The following is a 16,938-nucleotide window of genomic DNA, read 5'->3' on the forward strand; positions in this document are numbered from 1 at the left end:
GTGGGCATGCCTGTCGTGAGTTGGCGGTGCGTGGGTCGCAACTCGCCTGCTTTTTGGGGCAGTTCGCTCATAATTGTGCGGTTGACCCGCTCGGAGGCCGGCCCTAGGGTTCCCTGCAAATACTTTCCGCAAGCCAGCAGGAGCGCCTGCCCCGGTTGCTCCGACGACCCCGAAGGAGCGCACCCGTGAACCCGGCCCGCTTAAGATCCGCAGCCGTACTCGCCCTCGCGCCACTGGCCGCCCTCCTGCCCGCGACCCACCCCACAGCCGACGCCGCGCCCGCCCCGCCGCCGCCCTCCGACGCCGTGCTCGCCGCGCGGCCCACCCGGCACGACCTCACCCGCGAGCAGTTCTACCTGGTGATGCCCGACCGCTTCGCCAACGGTGACCGCGGCAACGACCGAGGAGGGCTCACCGGGGGACGGGAACGCACCGGCTTCGACCCCAAGGACCCCGCCTTCTTCAACGGCGGCGACCTGAAGGGCATCACCGGGAAACTCGACTACATCAAAGGGCTCGGCACCACGGCGATCTGGCTGACCCCGGTCTTCGAGAACCTGCCCGTGCAGGACCGGGGCGGGCACCTGACCGCCAACTACCACGGGTACGCCATCACCGACTTCACCCGCGTCGACCCGCACTTCGGCACCGACGAGGATCTGGGCGACCTCATCGACAAGGCCCACGCCAAAGGCATGAAGGTCTTCTTCGACGTCGTCACCAACCACACGGCGGACATCGTCCACTTCGCCGAGAACACCTACGACTACCGGTCCAAGGGCGCCCACCCCTACCTGGACCCCGAGGGCCGCCCCTTCGACGACAGCGCGGGCATGCGCCCCGTGGACCGGGACAGCTTCCCCTACACCCCCCGGATCGAGGACGCCGACCGGCACGCCCGGACGCCCGCCTGGCTCAACGACCCCACCATGTACCACAACCGCGGCGAATCCGCCTTCGCCGGGGAGAGCGGCCTCAACGGCGACTTCATGGGCAACGACGACCTGTGGACCGAGCGCCCCGAGGTCGTCGCGGGCATGAAGCGCATCTACGAGCGCTGGGTCGGGGACTTCGGCATCGACGGCTTCCGCGTGGACACCGCGAAGAACGTCAACATGGAGTTCTGGACCGAATGGGCCCGCGCACTCGACGCCTACGCGGCCACCAAGGGGAACCGTGACTTCCTCATCTTCGCCGAGGCCTTCTCCGCGGACCCCGCCATCACCGCCCCCTACGTGACGCGCGGCGGCCTCGACGCCACCCTCGACTTCCCCTTCCAGGCCATCGCGCGCAACTCCGCCTCGCGCGCGGGCCCGCCCGGCGACCTGTCCCGCCTCTACGCCCAGGACTACCGCTACACCACCGGCAAGGCCAACGCCTACGAGCAGGTCACCTTCCTCGGCAGCCACGACATGGGCCGCATCGGCGGCATGATCGCCCAGGACAACCCCGGCGCCGGCGACGCGGAACTGCTACGCCGGGACCGCCTCGCCCACGAGCTGATGTTCCTCGGCCGGGGCAACCGCGTCGTCTACGCGGGCGACGAGCAGGGCTTCACCGGCGCCGGCGGGGACAACGCCGCCCGCCAGCCGCTGTTCGCCACCGACGCCCCCGCCTACCGCGACGACGACCAGATCGGCACCCGCCGCACCCACGCCCAGGACGCCTACGACCCCGGGCACCCCCTGTACCGGGCCATCGCCCGCCTCTCCGAGCTCACCCGGCGCCATCCGGCCCTGCGCGACGGCGTCTTCACCGAGCGGTACGCGGGCCCCGCCGACCGACCCGGCGTGTACGCGTACTCCCGTACGGACCCCGCAAAGCGCGTCGAGTACGTCGTGGCGCACAACAACGCCGCCGAGGCGAGGACCGTGCGCATCCCCACCGGAGCCGCGCACCGGCGCTACACCCCGCTGTACGGCGCCATCGGCGCCCGGCCGAAGAGCGGCGCCGACCGGCACCTCACCGTCACCGTCCCCGCGCTCTCCTCCCTGGTGCTGAAGGCCGACAGGCCGCTGCCCGGGCCGCACGCACGGCCCCACGTCACGCTGCGCGCACCGGAGAAGGGCGCCACCGGCACCGTCGAGCTGACCGCGGACGTCGACGGCGGCGAGCTGAACCGGGTCGTCTTCGCCGCCCAGCAGGGCACGGGCCCCTGGCAGGTGCTCGGCACCGCCGACCACGCCCCCCACAAGGTCACCCAACAGCTCGACGCCACACTGCCCGAGGGCACCGAACTGCGCTACAAGGCGGTGGTCGTGGACAGCCGGGGCCGCACCGCGCACTCCCTCGCCACCAGCACCGCGGGCCGCACACCGCCACCCGCCCCGCCCGTCCTCGAACGCGCCTACGCCGTCGTGCACTACCAACGGCCCGACGGCGACTACGACGGCTGGCGGCTGCGGACCGGCGCCGACGGCGCGGGTGCCGCCTTCACCGGCCGGGACGCCTACGGGGCCTTCGCCTGGGTCGAACTCGCCGAGGGTGCCACGACGTTCACGTACACCGTCGAGAAGGACGGCACCACCGACGGCCCCGCGCGGTCCGTCGACCTGAGCCGCACCGGCGAGGTGTGGATCGCCGCGGGGGCCGACGGCCAGCGCGAACAGCGGCCGGACGGCGCCTACCCGCCGACGGACGGCTCCACGGCGGTCCTGCACTACCACCGGCCCGACGGCGACTACGAAGGCTGGGGCCTGCACGTGTGGGACGGCGCCGCCAAGCCGTCCGACTGGGACGTCCCCGTACGGCCGACGCGCACCGACGCCTTCGGACTCGTCTTCGAGGTGAAGCTGCGGCCCGGCGCGCGCAGCCTCAGCCACACCTTCCACAAGGACGACGAGAAGGACGTACCCGATGACGAGGCCCTCGACATCGCCCTCTACGGCAACGAGGTGTGGCGGGTCGCCGGCGAGCCGGCGTACCTGACACCGGCACTCGGCGGCGCGCTCGGCCTCGACCTGTCGGCCTCCCGGGTCCGATGGCTCGACGAGGACACCGTCGTATGGCCCTCCGGCGGCGCGGGAGTCGCCTCGCGCCAGCTCCTCTACGCGCCCGGGGGCGGCATCACCCTGCGGGACGGCGTCCTCTCCGACGAAGGGCACTGGCTGCGCCTGCGCCCCGCCGCACCCCAGGCGGCATGGCGGCACCGGCTCGCGGCGGGGGAGACGGCCCTCACCGTCGACCCGCGCGACCGGGACCGGATCCCCGACGCCCGCCGCGCCCGGCAGCTCCTGGCCACCGAGCGCGCCGCCGACGGAGCGCTCATCGGCGCCACGAGCGTGCGCTGACCCCTGAAGCGGGGTGGGGGAGGGCTTCCTACGACGAGGCGAACACGGCCGTCAGGTCGTGGGCGCCTTCCACCACCCCGCGGATCGGGATGTCCCGGGTGGCGGGCAGCGTCCCCAGCAGGTCGCCGGCCAGACAGGCGTTGCGCGGCCGGGACGCGTAACGGCTCCCGGCCTTCGGTACGGGCACCACCAGAGCGGCCGGCAGGCCAAGGCTCCGGGCGATCACGGTGGCCCACTCGGCGCGGCTCACCCGGTCCGGACCGCCCAGGTGCAGCACCGGCGGCAGCGGGGTCGGGCAGGACAGCAGCGCGGCCACCACCTCCGCCACGTCCTCGACGTGCACCGGGGTCGTCCACTGGTCGTCGGGGGCCTCGACGCGCTCCCCGGCACGCAGCCGATGGGCGCAGGCGGCGAAGTAGTTGAGCCACTTGCCGGCGTCGGCGGGTTCGTGGCCGTAGACGAGGCTCACGCGCAGGGCGAGCGCGTCGGCGGCGCGGGCCAGCAGCACTTGCTCGGCGCGGTGCTTGGCACGCCCGTAGGCGTTCGCCGGGGAGACGGACGTGGCCTCGGTGTTGCGGGGCGACGTACCGTCGAAGACGTTGTCCGTAGAGATCATGACGACGCGGGCGCGCCCACCGAGGCCGGCGAAGGCGGCCGCGACCGAGGAGTGCGCGAGCTCCGCCTCCGCGGGGTGTGCCTCGCACCAGGTGACGTCCGAAGGGCCGTGCACGAGGACGATCCGGCGCGGCCGCAGCCGGGCCACCAGACGCCCGCAGGCTCGCGCGTCGGTGGCGTCCAGGGCGGCCCAGCGCGCCCCGTACTCCTCCGGCGGATCGGCGGGGCGGCCGCGCGAGACGAGGGTGACCGCGTCGCCGGCGGCCACCAGGCGGCGGGCGATGCCCGTACCCACGAAGCCGCTGCCGACGACGAGCGTGGACACGCCCCTCACCGCGCGCCCCCTTCGGTCCGGGCCGGATGGCGGGCGGTCAGCAGGCGGCCCGCGCCGATCAGGCCGTGGTCGTCGTCGGACGCGCCGAGCGTGACCATGGCGTCGATCCGCTCCGGGGTCAGCCCGAAGCAGCCCTGCCGCACCAACTCCGCGACCAGGAGCCGCCGATAGCGCTCCCCGACGGCCAGCGCGAAGCCGCCCACGACGATGTAGCGGCACACACCCACCGAGGCGAAGACGGCACCGATCGCCTGGGCGAGAGGGGCGAGGGCGCCGCGCAGCACACGGGTGGCGAAGGCGTCGCCCTCGGCCAGCGCCTTGGCGAGGGCCGGATTCTCGACGGGGCCCCCGCTCAGCTCCGCGAGGCGGGAGCGGGCGAACCCGTCCGGGTCGGCGGCCGCCGCGCGGCGCGCAGCGGCGAGGACGCCCCGGCCCGAGGCGACGGCACCGAGATGGCCGCGGCCACCGCAGTCGCACAGCGGCGCGTCGGGGGAGAGGTCGCACACCCAGTGGCCCAGCTCACCGCCGTGGCCGGCGGGGTCGAGCAGCACGTCGCCGTCCCGGAAGACCTTGTTGCCGATGCCGGAACTGACGGTCAGCAGGCAGAACGGCTCCGGTTCCGAGGCCGCGTAGCGCCAGGCGGCCGCCGTCAGATCGTTGACGACCGCGACCGGGGTGCCGAGCCGCTCGGTGAGCAGCCGGGCGAGCGGCAGCGGGTCCCCGCGCCGCCCCCACACGGTCGGCGCCGCGAGGACCAGACCGTCGGCGGAGATCGGGCCGGCGAACGCGACCCCGACCGGCCCCGGGGGCGGGCCGGCCGTGTGCCGGGTCACCTCGCGCACGATCTGCTCCACCACCCGCTCCTGGAGCACGGGCACGGGGGCCTCGGGGTCACGGGCCATGCCGTCGACGGGCATCCGGCGCACGCGCGACAGCTCGCCGGTGGCGGGCGTGTACGTACCCACCCGCAGTGTGGTGCCGCCGACGTCGACGACGGTGTGGGCGGGGTCAGCCGTGGTCATGGCCGTGGGCACGGAGCTCCTCCTCGAAGACCAGCAGGCGCAGGTCGGTGTCGCGGTCGTTGCGCAGCCCGTGCTCGCCGTGGGGCCGGTTGACGACGACGTCCCCGGGACCCACCCGGAACTCCTCGCCGTCCCGGTACATCAGGCCGTGCCCGGCGAGCACCACATAGGTCTCGTGGTCGGCGCCGTGCCGGTGGCGGCCGATGGAGGTGCCGGGCGGCAGCACGGCGAGGTCGATGAAGTCCGCGCCGGGGCCGCCGGGTGCGCGGGCGAAGACGCGGTGCGCCAGGATGGTGCCGATCCCACCGTGGTCGTGTTCCTTGCCGACGAGCAGGTCGCGCAGGTTCGGTACGTGTCTTTCCGTCATCGCGCATCGCCCTCCCGGCCGGTGAGGGGAGCGGCGGCCCCCTCGTCCGGGGAGGTGCGCGGGGCGCGGGCGGCTCGGGTGGCGAGCGCGTCGAGGGCCGCGCGCAGGGTCTCCTGCGGGACGTCCTCCAGCTCGTCGACGAAGCCCGCCTTGCCCACCCCGGTGGGCACGACCAGGTGGAGCTTGCGGCCCCGGCGCTGCCAGGACGCCCACAGCGCCTGCGTCATCCGGTCGGGCGTGCAGGTCGCGGCGTCGTGGACGGGCAGGCCGATCCGCTCCAGGAGCGCGACGATCCGCTCGCAGGTCTCCGCGTCCACGAGACCGAGGAGCCGGGCGAGGTGGGCGGAGAGCGCCATGTCGACGGCGACCGCCTCCCCGTGTTCGAGGCGATGGCCGCCCGCCGTCTCGATGACGGGGCTGAAGGTGTGGCCGAAGTCGACCAGCCGCGCGAGGTCCTTCTCGCGCAGGTTGGGGCAGAGCTCCTCCATCATCAGCCGCATCGACGTGCGGATGACGTACGTCTCCAGCTCCGCGCCGGCCGAGTGCCCGGGGCGCCGGAAGACGTCCGGGTGCCGCTCCAAGGTGCGGAACAGGTCGCCGTCGAGGATCACCGCCATCTTCACGATCTCGGCGAGCCCGCAGCGGATCTCGCGGGCCGGCAGGGTGGCCAGGAGCGCGGGGTCGTTGAGCGAGGCGTGGGCCGGGTGGTAGGCGCCGAACATGTTCTTCGTGTGCAGGCCGTTGACCCCCGTCTTCACGCCGACACCGACGTCCACCTGGCCCACCAGGGTGGTGTTGACCTTGATGTACCGGATGCCCCGGGAGTACATGGACGCGGCGAACCCGACGATGTCCGCGACGATGCCGCCGCCCACCGCCAGCATCACGCCGTGCCGGTCGAGCCCGGCGGCCTTGGCGGTCGCGCACACCCTCTCGGCCGAGGTGAGCGACTTGTTGTGCTCCCCCGAGGGGATCGGGTGGACGCTCCAGCTGCCGGGCTCCAGGTGCGCGCCCAGATAGGCGCGCACCTGCTGTCCGTAGAGGCGGTCGACCGTCGGCCCGACGAAGGCCACCACGCGCCGCCCCTCCAAGTAGTGGGCGAGCAGCGGGTTGTCCGGGTGGAAGACCCCCTCGGTGACGTCGACCCGGTAGCCGGTGCCGTCCGGTGCGTGCAGGTCGAAGCCCCCGGCGTCCTCACGGACACCCGCGGCCTCGGCAAGAACCTGGCCTGCCATCTCTCTCCTCGGTCTTCGTTCGGTTCAGCTGTTCGGATCGTCGTTCGGGCCGCTGCCCCGGAGCGTCGACGGCGTCGTCGACCGGGTCCCGGGTGGCGCGGTGGCGGTGCGCGGAGGAGCGGCCAGGCCGGCGAACACGCCGGTGACCGTGCGCAGCACAGGTGAGGCGGGCAGCTCCTCCAGCGGGACGGGCCGTCCGTCCGCGTCGGCCACCGGCAGCCGCCAGTTGGGGTGCACCACGGAGGTGCCGGGCAGGTTCTGCGGGCGGCGGTCGCCCGTCGCGTCCGGCAGCCACACCCCGAGCAGCAGGGCCGGGGTGAGCGGCAGGAACCGGTGCAGGGCGGCCACCTCACCGTCCGGCGAGGGCAGCAGGCCGAGCCGCGTCAGCTCCGCGAGCCAGCCGTCGCGCTCCGCGGCGGCCGCCGCTTTCTCGTCGTGGACGGGGCGGGTCAACAGGCCGAGCCGCTTTCGCAGTTCGACGTGTTCCCCGGAGAGCCAGGCCGCGGTCGTCGGCAGGTCGTGGGTGGTGAGCGTGGCGAGGCAGTCCGCCCGCCACCGGTCGGGCGGCAGCGGACCGTGCCGGCCCTCGCTGCCGCCGAGATACTCGAACCGCTGCACCGAGGTGCCGAGGATCCCGTGTCCGGCCAGCTCCTCGCGCACGCCCCGCTCGACCGTGCCGAGGTCCTCGCCGATGACGCTCGCACCCGCCCGGTACGCCTCCAGGGTGAGCACACCCAGCATGGCCCGCGCGTCATACCGTACGTACGTGCCCTCGGCCGGCGGGCGGCCCTCGGGCACCCACCAGAGCCGGAACAGGCCCATCACATGGTCCACGCGCAGGGCTCCCGCGTGCCGCAGTCCCGCGCGCAGCAGCTCCGCGAAGGGCCGGTAGCCCTCGGCGGCGAGCGCGTCGGGACGCCAGGGCGGCTGGCCCCAGTCCTGGCCGAGCGGGTTGAAGTCGTCCGGCGGCGCGCCGACGCTCATCCCCGGGGCCAGACAGTGCCGCAGGGCCCAGGCGTCGGCGCCGCCCGGAGCGACCCCGACGGCCAGGTCATGGACCAGGCCGATCTCCATCCCCGCGTCCGTCGCCGCCCGCTGTGCGCCGGCGAGCTGCTCGTCGGTGATCCAGGCCAGCCAGCGGTGGAACGCCACGCTCTGAGCGTGCTCCCGGCGGGCCCGCGCCACAGCGGGCGAGCGCACGTCACGCAACTCCACCGGCCAGGACCGCCAGTCGGCGCCGTGCGCCTCGGCCAGCGCGCACCAGGTGGCGAAGTCGGTGAGACCGTGCCCCTCACGCGCGGTGAAGGCGGCGAAGGCGGCCGCGCGGCCGGGGGAGAGCGGCACCGCGTGCACGGCGCGCAGCGCCCGGTGCTTGAGGTCGCGGACCGCCTCCCGGTCGATGAGCGAACCGCCGTCGAGCACCGCGTCGTTGAGCGCGCGGGCCCGGACGGCCAGGGCGTGCACGAGGTCACGTCCCGCCGGGTCCAGGTACGCGTACTCCGGCACGGCCTCCACCCGCACGTGCATCGGATCGGGGAAGCGGCGCGAACTGGGGCGGTACGGCGACGGATCGGGCAGCGGCCCCGGCACAGCGGCGTGCAGCGGACCGAGCTGGACGAAGCCGGCGCCGAGCTCCCGCCCCGACCAGGCGGCCAGTTCCGCGAGGTCCGCCAGGTCGCCCATGCCCCAGGAGCGGCGGGAGAGCACGGAGTACAGCTGCACGAGGAAACCCCACGAGCGGCGCTCGGGCACGGCCACACGGTCGGGCACGGCGAGCAGCGGGGCCTGGGCCTCCCGCTCACCCACGCGTACCCGCAGGATGTGGTGGCCCGGCGGCAGCGCGTCGGCCGGGGAGGCGGTCCCGCCGCCCTCCAGCTCCACCTCGGCGACGCCCTGGGCGGGCGGTATCAGGCCCTTGCCCGCCTCCGCCACGACACAGGGCGGCAGCAGCCGTTCCGCCCGCACCCGCCGGTGGAGGTCCAGGGCCGCACGCGCCGCCTGCGGGGTGGTGGCGTCCACCCCGCAGGCGCCGAGGACGGCGACGAGGGTGTCGGCCGGGACCGCGACCCGCCGTCCCCGGTCGGTGGCGTACTCGGTCGCGACGCCATGGGCACGCGCGAGTTCGCGGAGCGCCTCAGCCATGGGTGGCCTCACCGAGCGCCGGCAGCGGGGAGACCGTAGGGGCGAAGACGCGTTCGAGGACCGCCGCGACGCCGTCCTCGTCGTTGCCCGGCGCCGTCTCGTCGGCCATGGCCCGCAGCTGCGGGTGCCCGTTGGCGACCGCCACGCCGTGCCCCGCCCAGGCGAGCAGCGGAATGTCGTTGGGCATGTCGCCGAAGGCGATGGTGTCGGCCCCCGTGAAGCCGAGGAGCCGCGCCGCCCGGGCCACGCCCGCGCCCTTGGTGACGCCGGGCGGCAGCACCTCCACCATGCCCTGGACCGAATGCACCACGGACACCGCGTCACCGCACAACTCCCGTACGGTGGCCGCCACATCGTCCTCGGGGACCCGCGGGTGATGCAGCACCAGCTTGTCGATGGGGGAGTCCCACAGCAGCGCGCGGTCGGCGGTGACGTCCCAGCCGTGACGGACGCGCTCCCCGAACCGGGGAGTGACCTTGAAGCGGCTCTCGGGCGCCGCCGTGACCACGCCGAGTTCCAGGGTGCCGAGCACCGCCTCGACGCGCTCCACCACGTCGCGGGCCAGCTCCCGGTCGAGCGGGGCGGAGTCGAGCAGCCGGTCGGCGGCGGCGTCGTAGAGCTGGGCGCCCTGTCCGCAGACGGCGAGGCCCCGGTAGCCGAGCGCGGCCAGGAACTCCTTGCAGGCCGTCGCGGGCCGCCCGGTGACGACCAGGTGGTGCGCGCCCGCCCGCGCGACCAGGTCGAGGGCCCGGCGCGTGCGCGCGGAGACGGTCAGGTCGCTGCGGAGCAAGGTCCCGTCCAGGTCCGTGGCGACGACACGGAACGGCGGCTCGAGCACCGGCACGGTGTCCCAGGTGACGCGGCCCGACCGCGACGTCAGCATCAGCACCAGGTCCTGGCCGGGCGGCGGCCCGCCCACGCGCCCCCGGAAGACTCCGTCGCCGACCGGTTCGAGACCCACGAGCGCGGCCCCGCCGGCGGGCACGGGTTCGTCGGAGGCCAGGGCCTCACCGACGGACTCACCCGCGCGGGTGGGCTCCGCGAGGGCGGCACGGGAGGTCGTGTGCGTGGTGTCCACGCTCCGCGCGGCGACCACCTCCACCCGTTCCAGCCCCGGGTGGCGGTAGGTCACCGTCAGCGTGCCGTCCAGGGCGCGCGCGATCCAGGAGCGGTCGCGGAGCAGGTCCAGCAGGTCCGGGCGCCCGGCGGCACGGGCCACCTGGGCGCAGCGGGCGAAGTCGGCGCGGGCGTGCGCGGCCTCGAAGAGACGCTGGTAGGCGGCCGCGTCCAGCGGGGCGACCCGCTCGTAGGCCGCGACGTCCCCCCGTTCGGCGGCGCTCCGCGCGATGAGGTCACGGTGCTCGGCCCAGGCGTCGTCGGGCAGCCGGTCGAACCAGCCGCACCGGATCGCCTCCTCGTCGGGGAAGTGCACCGACTCGCCCCGCAGCAGGGTCTCGAAGGCCGCGAGCCGGTGCCCGGCGGCCCGCTCCCAGGTGAACGACCTCGCCACGCGGCGGGCGTTCTCCGAGAGACGGGCGTGGACGCGCGGCTCCCGACGGAACAGGGCGGCCGCTTCCCTGATGCGCTCGGCCAGCTCCCGGGCCAGCGCCGGATCGTCGTCGCGGAACGAGCCGCGCACGGCGAACCCCGTCGCCGCCGGGTCCGTGAGCGGCAGCGTGTGCAGGAAGTGCGCGGTCACCTGCTGCGCCGTGCCGATCGGCACCGCCCCGCACGCCATGGCCTCCGCCTGGGCGATGAGGAAGCCGTCCAGCTCGAACTTGGAGGGGTAGACGCAGAAGTCCGCGCAGGCGGCCTGCGTGAAGAGTGTCTCCTCGTCGGCGAGGCGCCAGTCGAGGTGGACCTGGCCGGGATGGCGGTCGGCGACGCGCTGGAAGTACGCGTTGGCGGCGCCCGCCGGCTCCTGACCGCCCCGGCTGAGCGAGCAGCGGATGACGAAGCTGATCCCGGGGTCGGTGCCGAGGACCTCCTCGACCGCCCGCATCAGCTCCAACTGGCCCTTGTGGTGCACCGCGTAGCGCGCCGCGTGGTAGAAGACGGGGCGCGCGGGATCGAGCCCGAGCGCGCGCAGCACCGCGTCGCGGTCGACGGCGGCCGGGTCGCGGGCCAGCCAGCTCCCGGCGATGCCGCACCCGCCGAGCAGCAGCTTGTGGGCCTGCTCGCGCAGCTGCCGGGAGACCGGCAGCCGCTGGAAGAGCGCTTCCATGGGGGTGTCGCGGAAGGTGCTGTAGTACGCGCGCTGCCCGGCCGACACGAAGTCGACGAGGTCGGCCTCGGCGGCGATCAACGGGAAGAGCCCGACGTGGTCGGGGCCGTACTCGTCGTGCATACGGGTCCCGGCAAGGGCCCGCGCCATGACCGCCGTGGCGCTGCCCTCGGCGGGCGGCGGCGCGTCGAGCGCGTCCAGGTCGACGCGGTCGCGGACCCCGAACAGGGCGAGCAGCCGCTCCACCTGCGGCCGGTAGAGCTTCTGCGTGACGGGGCCGTTGGCCGCGACCGTGACGGCGGTGCGCAGCTGTGCCTCGGCGCCGAGCACCGGCGGCAGCAGCCAGGCGTAGTACGGCTCGAAGCCGTGCACGACGGCTCTCTCCTCGCCGACCAGCTCACCGAGGAAGCGCAACGCGTCCACCTGGAACACCAGCGGCTTGAAGTGCGCCAGGTCGCGCCCGACCGTGCTCGGCGGCGGGTAGAGGCGGTCCGGGAGCAGATCCAGGTGGGCGTTGGACAGAAAGTACACGTCGACGCCGTGCAGCCGCAGCCGGTGGGCACGCGTGGTCAGGTCGAGGGAGAGTTCGCCCGGATGGTCCGGCCACGCCTTCGGGTCCAGGACCAGCGGCACGGTGTGCGTGCGGCGGTAGGGCGTCTCCTCGATGGCGAAGTCCTCCCGCAGGGCGTCCAGCAGACCGTGCGCCGGGGTGATCACCGAGACGCGGTGGCCGCGCGCCGCGTAGGCACGCGACAGGTTCCACACGAGCGGCGACAGGCCGCCGCGCATCAGGCGGTGGTCGAAACCGCCGCACTCGAAGGAGACATGGATGATGTGCACGGTGGAAGCGCTCCCTCACTGTGCGGGCACGGCGCGCGCCGAGGCGGCGCGCGGTCCCGACCGGTCGATGTGTGCGATGCGGCGGCCCGGGCGGCGTCCGCGCGGACGCGGCGCGCTCACGCCCGTACTCCTTCCGGCACCCGCTGCACCGTGCCGTCCTCCAGGACCACCGCCGAGTCGATGTCGGCGCCCGGCGGCACGGCGGCGCCGGGCAGGAGCACGCTGCGGCGCACGCGGGCGCCCGCGCCGATCCGGGCGCCGGGGAAGAGCACGCTGTGCTCCACCAGCCCGTGGTTGACCAGGTCGGCGGGCACCACCGAGTCCCGTACGCCCGGCGCGCGGGCGACCCGGCGGCGCGCCACCTCCGGCGCGATGGTCCACGGCATCCGCTCGACGGGCAGACCGGGCGGACCGGATGGACCGGGTGAATCCGGCGGGCCCGGCTCCGGGGAGGCCAGTGCGAGGTGCGCCCGGTGGTAGCGCTCGACGGTGCCGATGTCCTGCCAGTGGCCGGTGACCTCGTGGCCGCGGATGTGCTCCCCGGCCGCGAGCATCGCCGGGATCACGTCCCGGCTGATGTCGTGCTGCCACCGCGTGCCGTCGAGCCGCTCCAGGGTGCGCCGCAGCACCCGCGCGTCGAAGACGCAGAACGCGGCGAAGACCAGGTCGCCGGTGGGGTTCTCCGGCTTCTCCACGAACGCCGTCAGATGCCCGGTCGCGTCGAACTCGACCATCCCGAACAGAGGGACCCAGCGCGGCTCGATGCGCTGGTACGCGAGGGTCAGCGCGGCCCCCGACGCCCGGTGCTCCTCGATCAGCGGCCCGTAGTCGAAGCGGTAGACGTGATCGGCGTGGAGCACGAGCACCTGCTCGGCGCCGCCCCCGAAGACGTACGCGCTCTTGCGGATCAGCGCGTCGGCCGTCCCGCGCTCGCGCGGCCAGGTCCGCTCGGGCAGCTCGCGGGGCAGGCCGCCCCCGGCCGAGCGGTAGACGTGGTCGTACGGGCCGAAGTGCACCCGGAAATCCGCCGCCGTGTTCCACACCCGGTGCAGGTCGTCCATCAGCCGCCGCTCCTCGTACTGGGAGAGCAGCAGCACTTCGCCGAGTCCCGAGGCCCGCGCGTTGGCCAGGCTGAAGTCGATGAGCCGGCAGGCCCCGCCATACGGCATCAGCGGCTTGAGGCGCCCGGCGCCCAGGGGGCCCATGCGTCGGCCCTCGCCGCCCGCGAGCAGCACGGCCCGGACCGCGCCCGCCTCAGCCATGCCGCACCTCGTCCCACGTCACGCGCCCGGACGACAGGGTCAGCAGCAGCCACGCGCCGGGGCGGTCCGGCGCGGGGCCCGCGAACTCACCGGGGGCGGTGCGGGTCAACGGCCGCACCCGCGGCCGTGCGCGGCCCGCCGCGTCGGACGGCGCGGGCAGGACCAGTTCCACGCGGTCCGCGTGCGCGAACCGGTAGCCGAGCCGCCCGTCCGGCAGCGGCGCGAGGCGGGCGCGCAGCCGGGCCACGTCCTCGTCCGGCACCGCACCCGGCCGGCGCTCCACCACCTTCTCGCAGGTGGCGAAGTCGGCGCGCCGCCACGCGGCGTCGAAGAAGAGCCGCGCGGCGTCGTCGTCCAGCGGGGCCCGGCGCTCGTACGCGGCGAGGTCACCGTGTTCGACCGCCGCCCGCGCGGTGAGCAGTTCGTCGGGGAGCAGGTCCGACCAGCCGTGCCGCAGGGCCCGTTCGGCAGGAAGCCGCGCGGGCTCGCCGCGCCAGAGCCGGGTGAAGGCGGCCAGGTGCAGGTCGGCGCAGTGCTCCCAGGTGAAGGCGTGTGCCACGGCGGCCGAGCGGCGGGCCAGCTCCCGGTAGCGGCCGGGGTCCTCGCGCCACAGGGTCACCGCCTGTCTGATCCGGGTGCTCAGCGCGGCGGTGAGCAGCTCGTCGTCCTCGGCGAACGACCGGTTCACCGCGAAGCCCGTCGTGGTCCGCGGCCCCTCCGCGTGCCGGAAGTGGGCCATGCCCCGCTGGTCGGTGGCGATGGGGACCGCGCCGGCCGCCATCGCCTCGCCCTGCGCGATGAGGAAGGTGTCCATCTCGAACTTGGAGGGGAAGAGGCAGAAGTCGGCGGCCGCGGCGTACTCGAAGACGCGCCGCTCGGGCACCCGCTCCCACTCCAGGTGCAGCCGCCCCGCGTGCCGCCGTGCGACCTCGTGGAAGAGGGGGTCGTCGATGCCGGCGCCGGAGATGCAGCGCACCACGAAGTTGGCGGCGAGCCCCTCGGACAGGACGCGGTCCACCGCGCGCACCAGCTCCACCTGTCCCTTGTGGTGGACGGCGTAGCGCGCGTTGTGGAAGAACGTGGGCAGCGCCGGATCGAGGCCGAGACCGCCGAGCACCTTGTCCCTCTCGACGGCGGCCGGGTCCCAGCCGAGCCACTCGTCGGAGATCGCGCACCCGCCCACGAACATCTTGTGCGCGTTGCGCCGCACCACGTCGGCGATCGGCAGCCGGGCGAAGAGCTGCTCGAAGGGCGTGTCCCGGAAGGACGCGTAGAAGTCGAGCTGCCCCTCGGAGAGGAAGTCGATCAGGTCGGCGTGCTCGGCGGTCAGTTCGTAGACCGCCACGTGGTCGGGCGGGTAGTCGTAGTGCAGATGGGTCAGCTGCTGGTACTGACGCGGCGCCAGGGGAAGCGCGTCGGCGGTGTCCGGGCCGGGCAGCGCCACCGCCACGCCCAGCTCGTCGAACAGCCGCCGCACCTTGGGACCGTAGACCTTCTTGGTGATCGGCATGTTGCTCTGCACATTGCTGACGACCAGCTTGGACGGGTCGTCGCGCAGCGCGGCGGGCAGCAGGTAGTGGTAGTACGGCTCGTGGGCGTGGACGAGGGCCTTCTCGTCGCCGAACCAGGTGCGCAGGAACCGCACGCTGTCCACCTGGAAGACGAGCGGCTTGAAGAACACCAGGTCGTGGCCCTTGGCGGAGTACGGCGGATAGAACGTGTCCGGGAGCCGGTCCAGGTAGTCGTCGGCCAGGAAGTACAGGTCGACCCCGTCGAGCCGGATGCGGTGCGCGGTGGTGCGCAGCTCCAGGCCGACCTCGGCGGGGAAGCCCCGCCACACGTCGGGGTCGAGGACGATCGGCACCGTGTGGACGTCCTCGTAGGGCAGGTCCTCGACCTCGTACCGCTCGCGGAGGTCGGCCAGCCTGCCGTGCGCCGGCGTGACGATGGAGACCCGGTGGCCGCGCGCGGCGAACGCCCGGGAGAGGTTCCACAGGTACACCGAGGTGCCGCCCTGCAGGAAGGTGTGGTCGAAGCCGCAGCACTCGAAGTACGTCTCGATGATGTGCAGGCGCGGGTCGGTCGGCTCGGTCACGGTCACGTCCTCGCGGAGATCGGGGCGGAAGCGGAGGCGGGCGGGGAAGGGGGCGCGAGAGCGGGGGAGAGCGCCGGGGCGTGCGCGGCGTCGAGCGCCAGGGCATGGCGCAGGTCGATCGCCGCGTGGTAGGGGCGGGCGTGGGCGCAGTTGTAGGCCAGCTCGTGGAGCAGCCGCCGCAGATACAGCAGGCGTCGCAGCGGGCTGTCGGCGACCGGGCCGAGCAGCAGCCGCAGCACGCGCCCGCGCCACAGGTCGGCCGTACGGAACACCTGGCGCAGCACGGCCCGGTCCCCGGCCGCCCAGCCGGGGGCGCCGTCGAGGGCCCCGCGCATCGTCTCCAGCGAGTCCACGCCGAGGCGTTGGGCGCTCTCGAACGCCGCCTCGTCGGCCGCGAAGTACTCGAGGGCGCGCTGTACGGCGACCAGGTCCTGGAGCGGTGACTGAGCGGCCCATCCGGGCTCGTCCGGGCCCAGCGCGGGCGTGGACAGGTCGATCACGCTCATCCGCCACCCGTCGCCGACGCCGGGACCGCACAACAGGTGCGACAGATGCAGGTCGCCGTGGCACGGCCCGGCCCCCGGCACCCCCTCCCGGCCGTCGAACTCGCTGGAAAGCGCGGCCACTTCGGACTCCAGCGCGGCGAAGGCGGCGCGCCAGGAGGCCGCGGGCAGCGACACCTCGGCACCGGCCAGCGCCGTGCGCCGCTCGGCGGCCCGCGCCAGCACCTCCCGCGCGGGATACTCCGCGGGGGCGGGGCCGCCGAGCCGGGTGGCCAGGTCGCGGTGGAAGGCGCGCAGGAAGTCACCGGCCGCGCGGAGCCGGTCCTCCAGCGGCAGCAGATGCGGTCCCACCACGGCGTCGGGCGACTGCCGGGTGTCGGTGAGGCGCGGCCACAGCGACCGCAGGTTCTCCCGCAGCGGCAGGTCGATGCCGTCGCCGGGGGCGTAGCGGTAGATCACACCCAGCGGGTGCCGGGCGCCCGTGCCGGGATCCGTGTACGTGTAGTCGCCGACCCAGGTGGGGGTGTGCCCGGTGCCGCTCATGCGCCGCAGCAGTTCCGGTTCGCGGACGGCCTCGTCCAGTCGGCGGTAGGTCTTGTGGATGTGCGGGACGCCCGCGATGTCCACCAGGGACAGGGCGTTGGAGGACCAGCCCTGCTCGAAGGGGAGCCGGCGCACCTGGGGCACGGGCCCGCCGGCGCCGCGGAACCGCACGGTGCCGCCGCGCGCGGTGGCCAGCTCACCGCCAGAGCAGGCGCGGGCCACCGCGGCGGCGTCGAACTCCGTACTGCCGTGCGCCTCCTCGATGCCCCGCGCGCTGCCCGGACGTACGGGGAGGAAGAACCGCTGCCCGGCCGCCGGGCCGCCGACGGCGGCGACCACCAGGAGCAGGGCGGCGGAGCCGAGCACGGCGTGATCGACGCGTTCGTACCGGTCGGCCCGGCGGCCGTCCTCGGACATCCAGGGCGCGGTGCGCAGCAGTGGTTCCAGGTCTTCGTCGCGGATCATG

Annotated in this window: 10 protein-coding genes; 1 reads left to right on the forward strand and 9 read right to left on the reverse strand. The window is 74.5% G+C overall.

Features of this window, described 5'->3' with window-relative positions; genetic code table 11:
* The first annotated feature begins 185 nt into the window (after positions 1 to 185).
* Positions 186 to 3,290: an alpha-amylase family glycosyl hydrolase gene (locus ABZ385_RS25500; RefSeq protein WP_358913345.1), complete on the forward strand. Its 3,105-nt coding sequence runs from the start codon at positions 186 to 188 to the stop codon at positions 3,288 to 3,290.
* Between the two features lie 28 nt (positions 3,291 to 3,318).
* Here the strand turns inward: ABZ385_RS25500 and ABZ385_RS25505 are convergent, their stop codons facing one another.
* The 9 genes from ABZ385_RS25505 to ABZ385_RS25545 form a co-directional block, all read right to left on the reverse strand.
* Positions 3,319 to 4,230, reverse strand: coding sequence for a sugar nucleotide-binding protein (locus tag ABZ385_RS25505; RefSeq protein WP_358913347.1), 912 nt, complete (start codon positions 4,228 to 4,230; stop codon positions 3,319 to 3,321).
* Between the two features lie 5 nt (positions 4,231 to 4,235).
* Entirely contained in the window at positions 4,236 to 5,273 is a 1,038-nt protein-coding gene (locus ABZ385_RS25510; protein WP_358913348.1) for an ROK family protein, read from the reverse strand.
* Complete coding sequence (locus ABZ385_RS25515) at positions 5,248 to 5,628, reverse strand: cupin domain-containing protein (protein WP_358578837.1); 381 nt, start codon at positions 5,626 to 5,628, stop codon at positions 5,248 to 5,250. Before ABZ385_RS25515 ends, ABZ385_RS25510 begins: the two co-directional genes overlap by 26 nt.
* Positions 5,625 to 6,863 (reverse strand): sedoheptulose 7-phosphate cyclase, encoded by a 1,239-nt coding sequence (locus ABZ385_RS25520; protein WP_358913350.1) that lies wholly within the window; start codon positions 6,861 to 6,863, stop codon positions 5,625 to 5,627. The genes ABZ385_RS25515 and ABZ385_RS25520 overlap by 4 nt, the downstream gene beginning before the upstream one ends.
* 24 nt (positions 6,864 to 6,887) lie before the next feature.
* Positions 6,888 to 9,005 carry a 4-alpha-glucanotransferase gene (malQ, locus tag ABZ385_RS25525; protein ID WP_358913352.1) on the reverse strand — a complete coding sequence of 706 codons (2,118 nt, stop codon included), beginning with the start codon at positions 9,003 to 9,005 and terminating at the stop codon, positions 6,888 to 6,890.
* Entirely contained in the window at positions 8,998 to 12,069 is a 3,072-nt protein-coding gene (locus ABZ385_RS25530; RefSeq protein ID WP_358913354.1) for a Cof-type HAD-IIB family hydrolase, read from the reverse strand. Before ABZ385_RS25530 ends, malQ begins: the two co-directional genes overlap by 8 nt.
* Before the next feature lie 116 nt (positions 12,070 to 12,185).
* Positions 12,186 to 13,331 carry a sugar phosphate nucleotidyltransferase gene (locus ABZ385_RS25535; RefSeq protein ID WP_358913356.1) on the reverse strand — a complete coding sequence of 382 codons (1,146 nt, stop codon included), beginning with the start codon at positions 13,329 to 13,331 and terminating at the stop codon, positions 12,186 to 12,188.
* Positions 13,324 to 15,426 (reverse strand): glycosyltransferase, encoded by a 2,103-nt coding sequence (locus tag ABZ385_RS25540; protein WP_358699866.1) that lies wholly within the window; start codon positions 15,424 to 15,426, stop codon positions 13,324 to 13,326. The genes ABZ385_RS25535 and ABZ385_RS25540 overlap by 8 nt, the downstream gene beginning before the upstream one ends.
* 2 nt (positions 15,427 to 15,428) lie before the next feature.
* On the reverse strand, positions 15,429 to 16,937 hold the full coding sequence (locus ABZ385_RS25545) for a phosphotransferase (protein ID WP_358913358.1): 1,509 nt from the start codon (positions 16,935 to 16,937) through the stop codon (positions 15,429 to 15,431).
* Position 16,938 lies beyond the last annotated feature (1 nt).

Source organism: Streptomyces sp. NPDC005898 (genome assembly GCF_040629635.1).
Classification (GTDB): Bacteria; Actinomycetota; Actinomycetes; order Streptomycetales; family Streptomycetaceae; genus Streptomyces.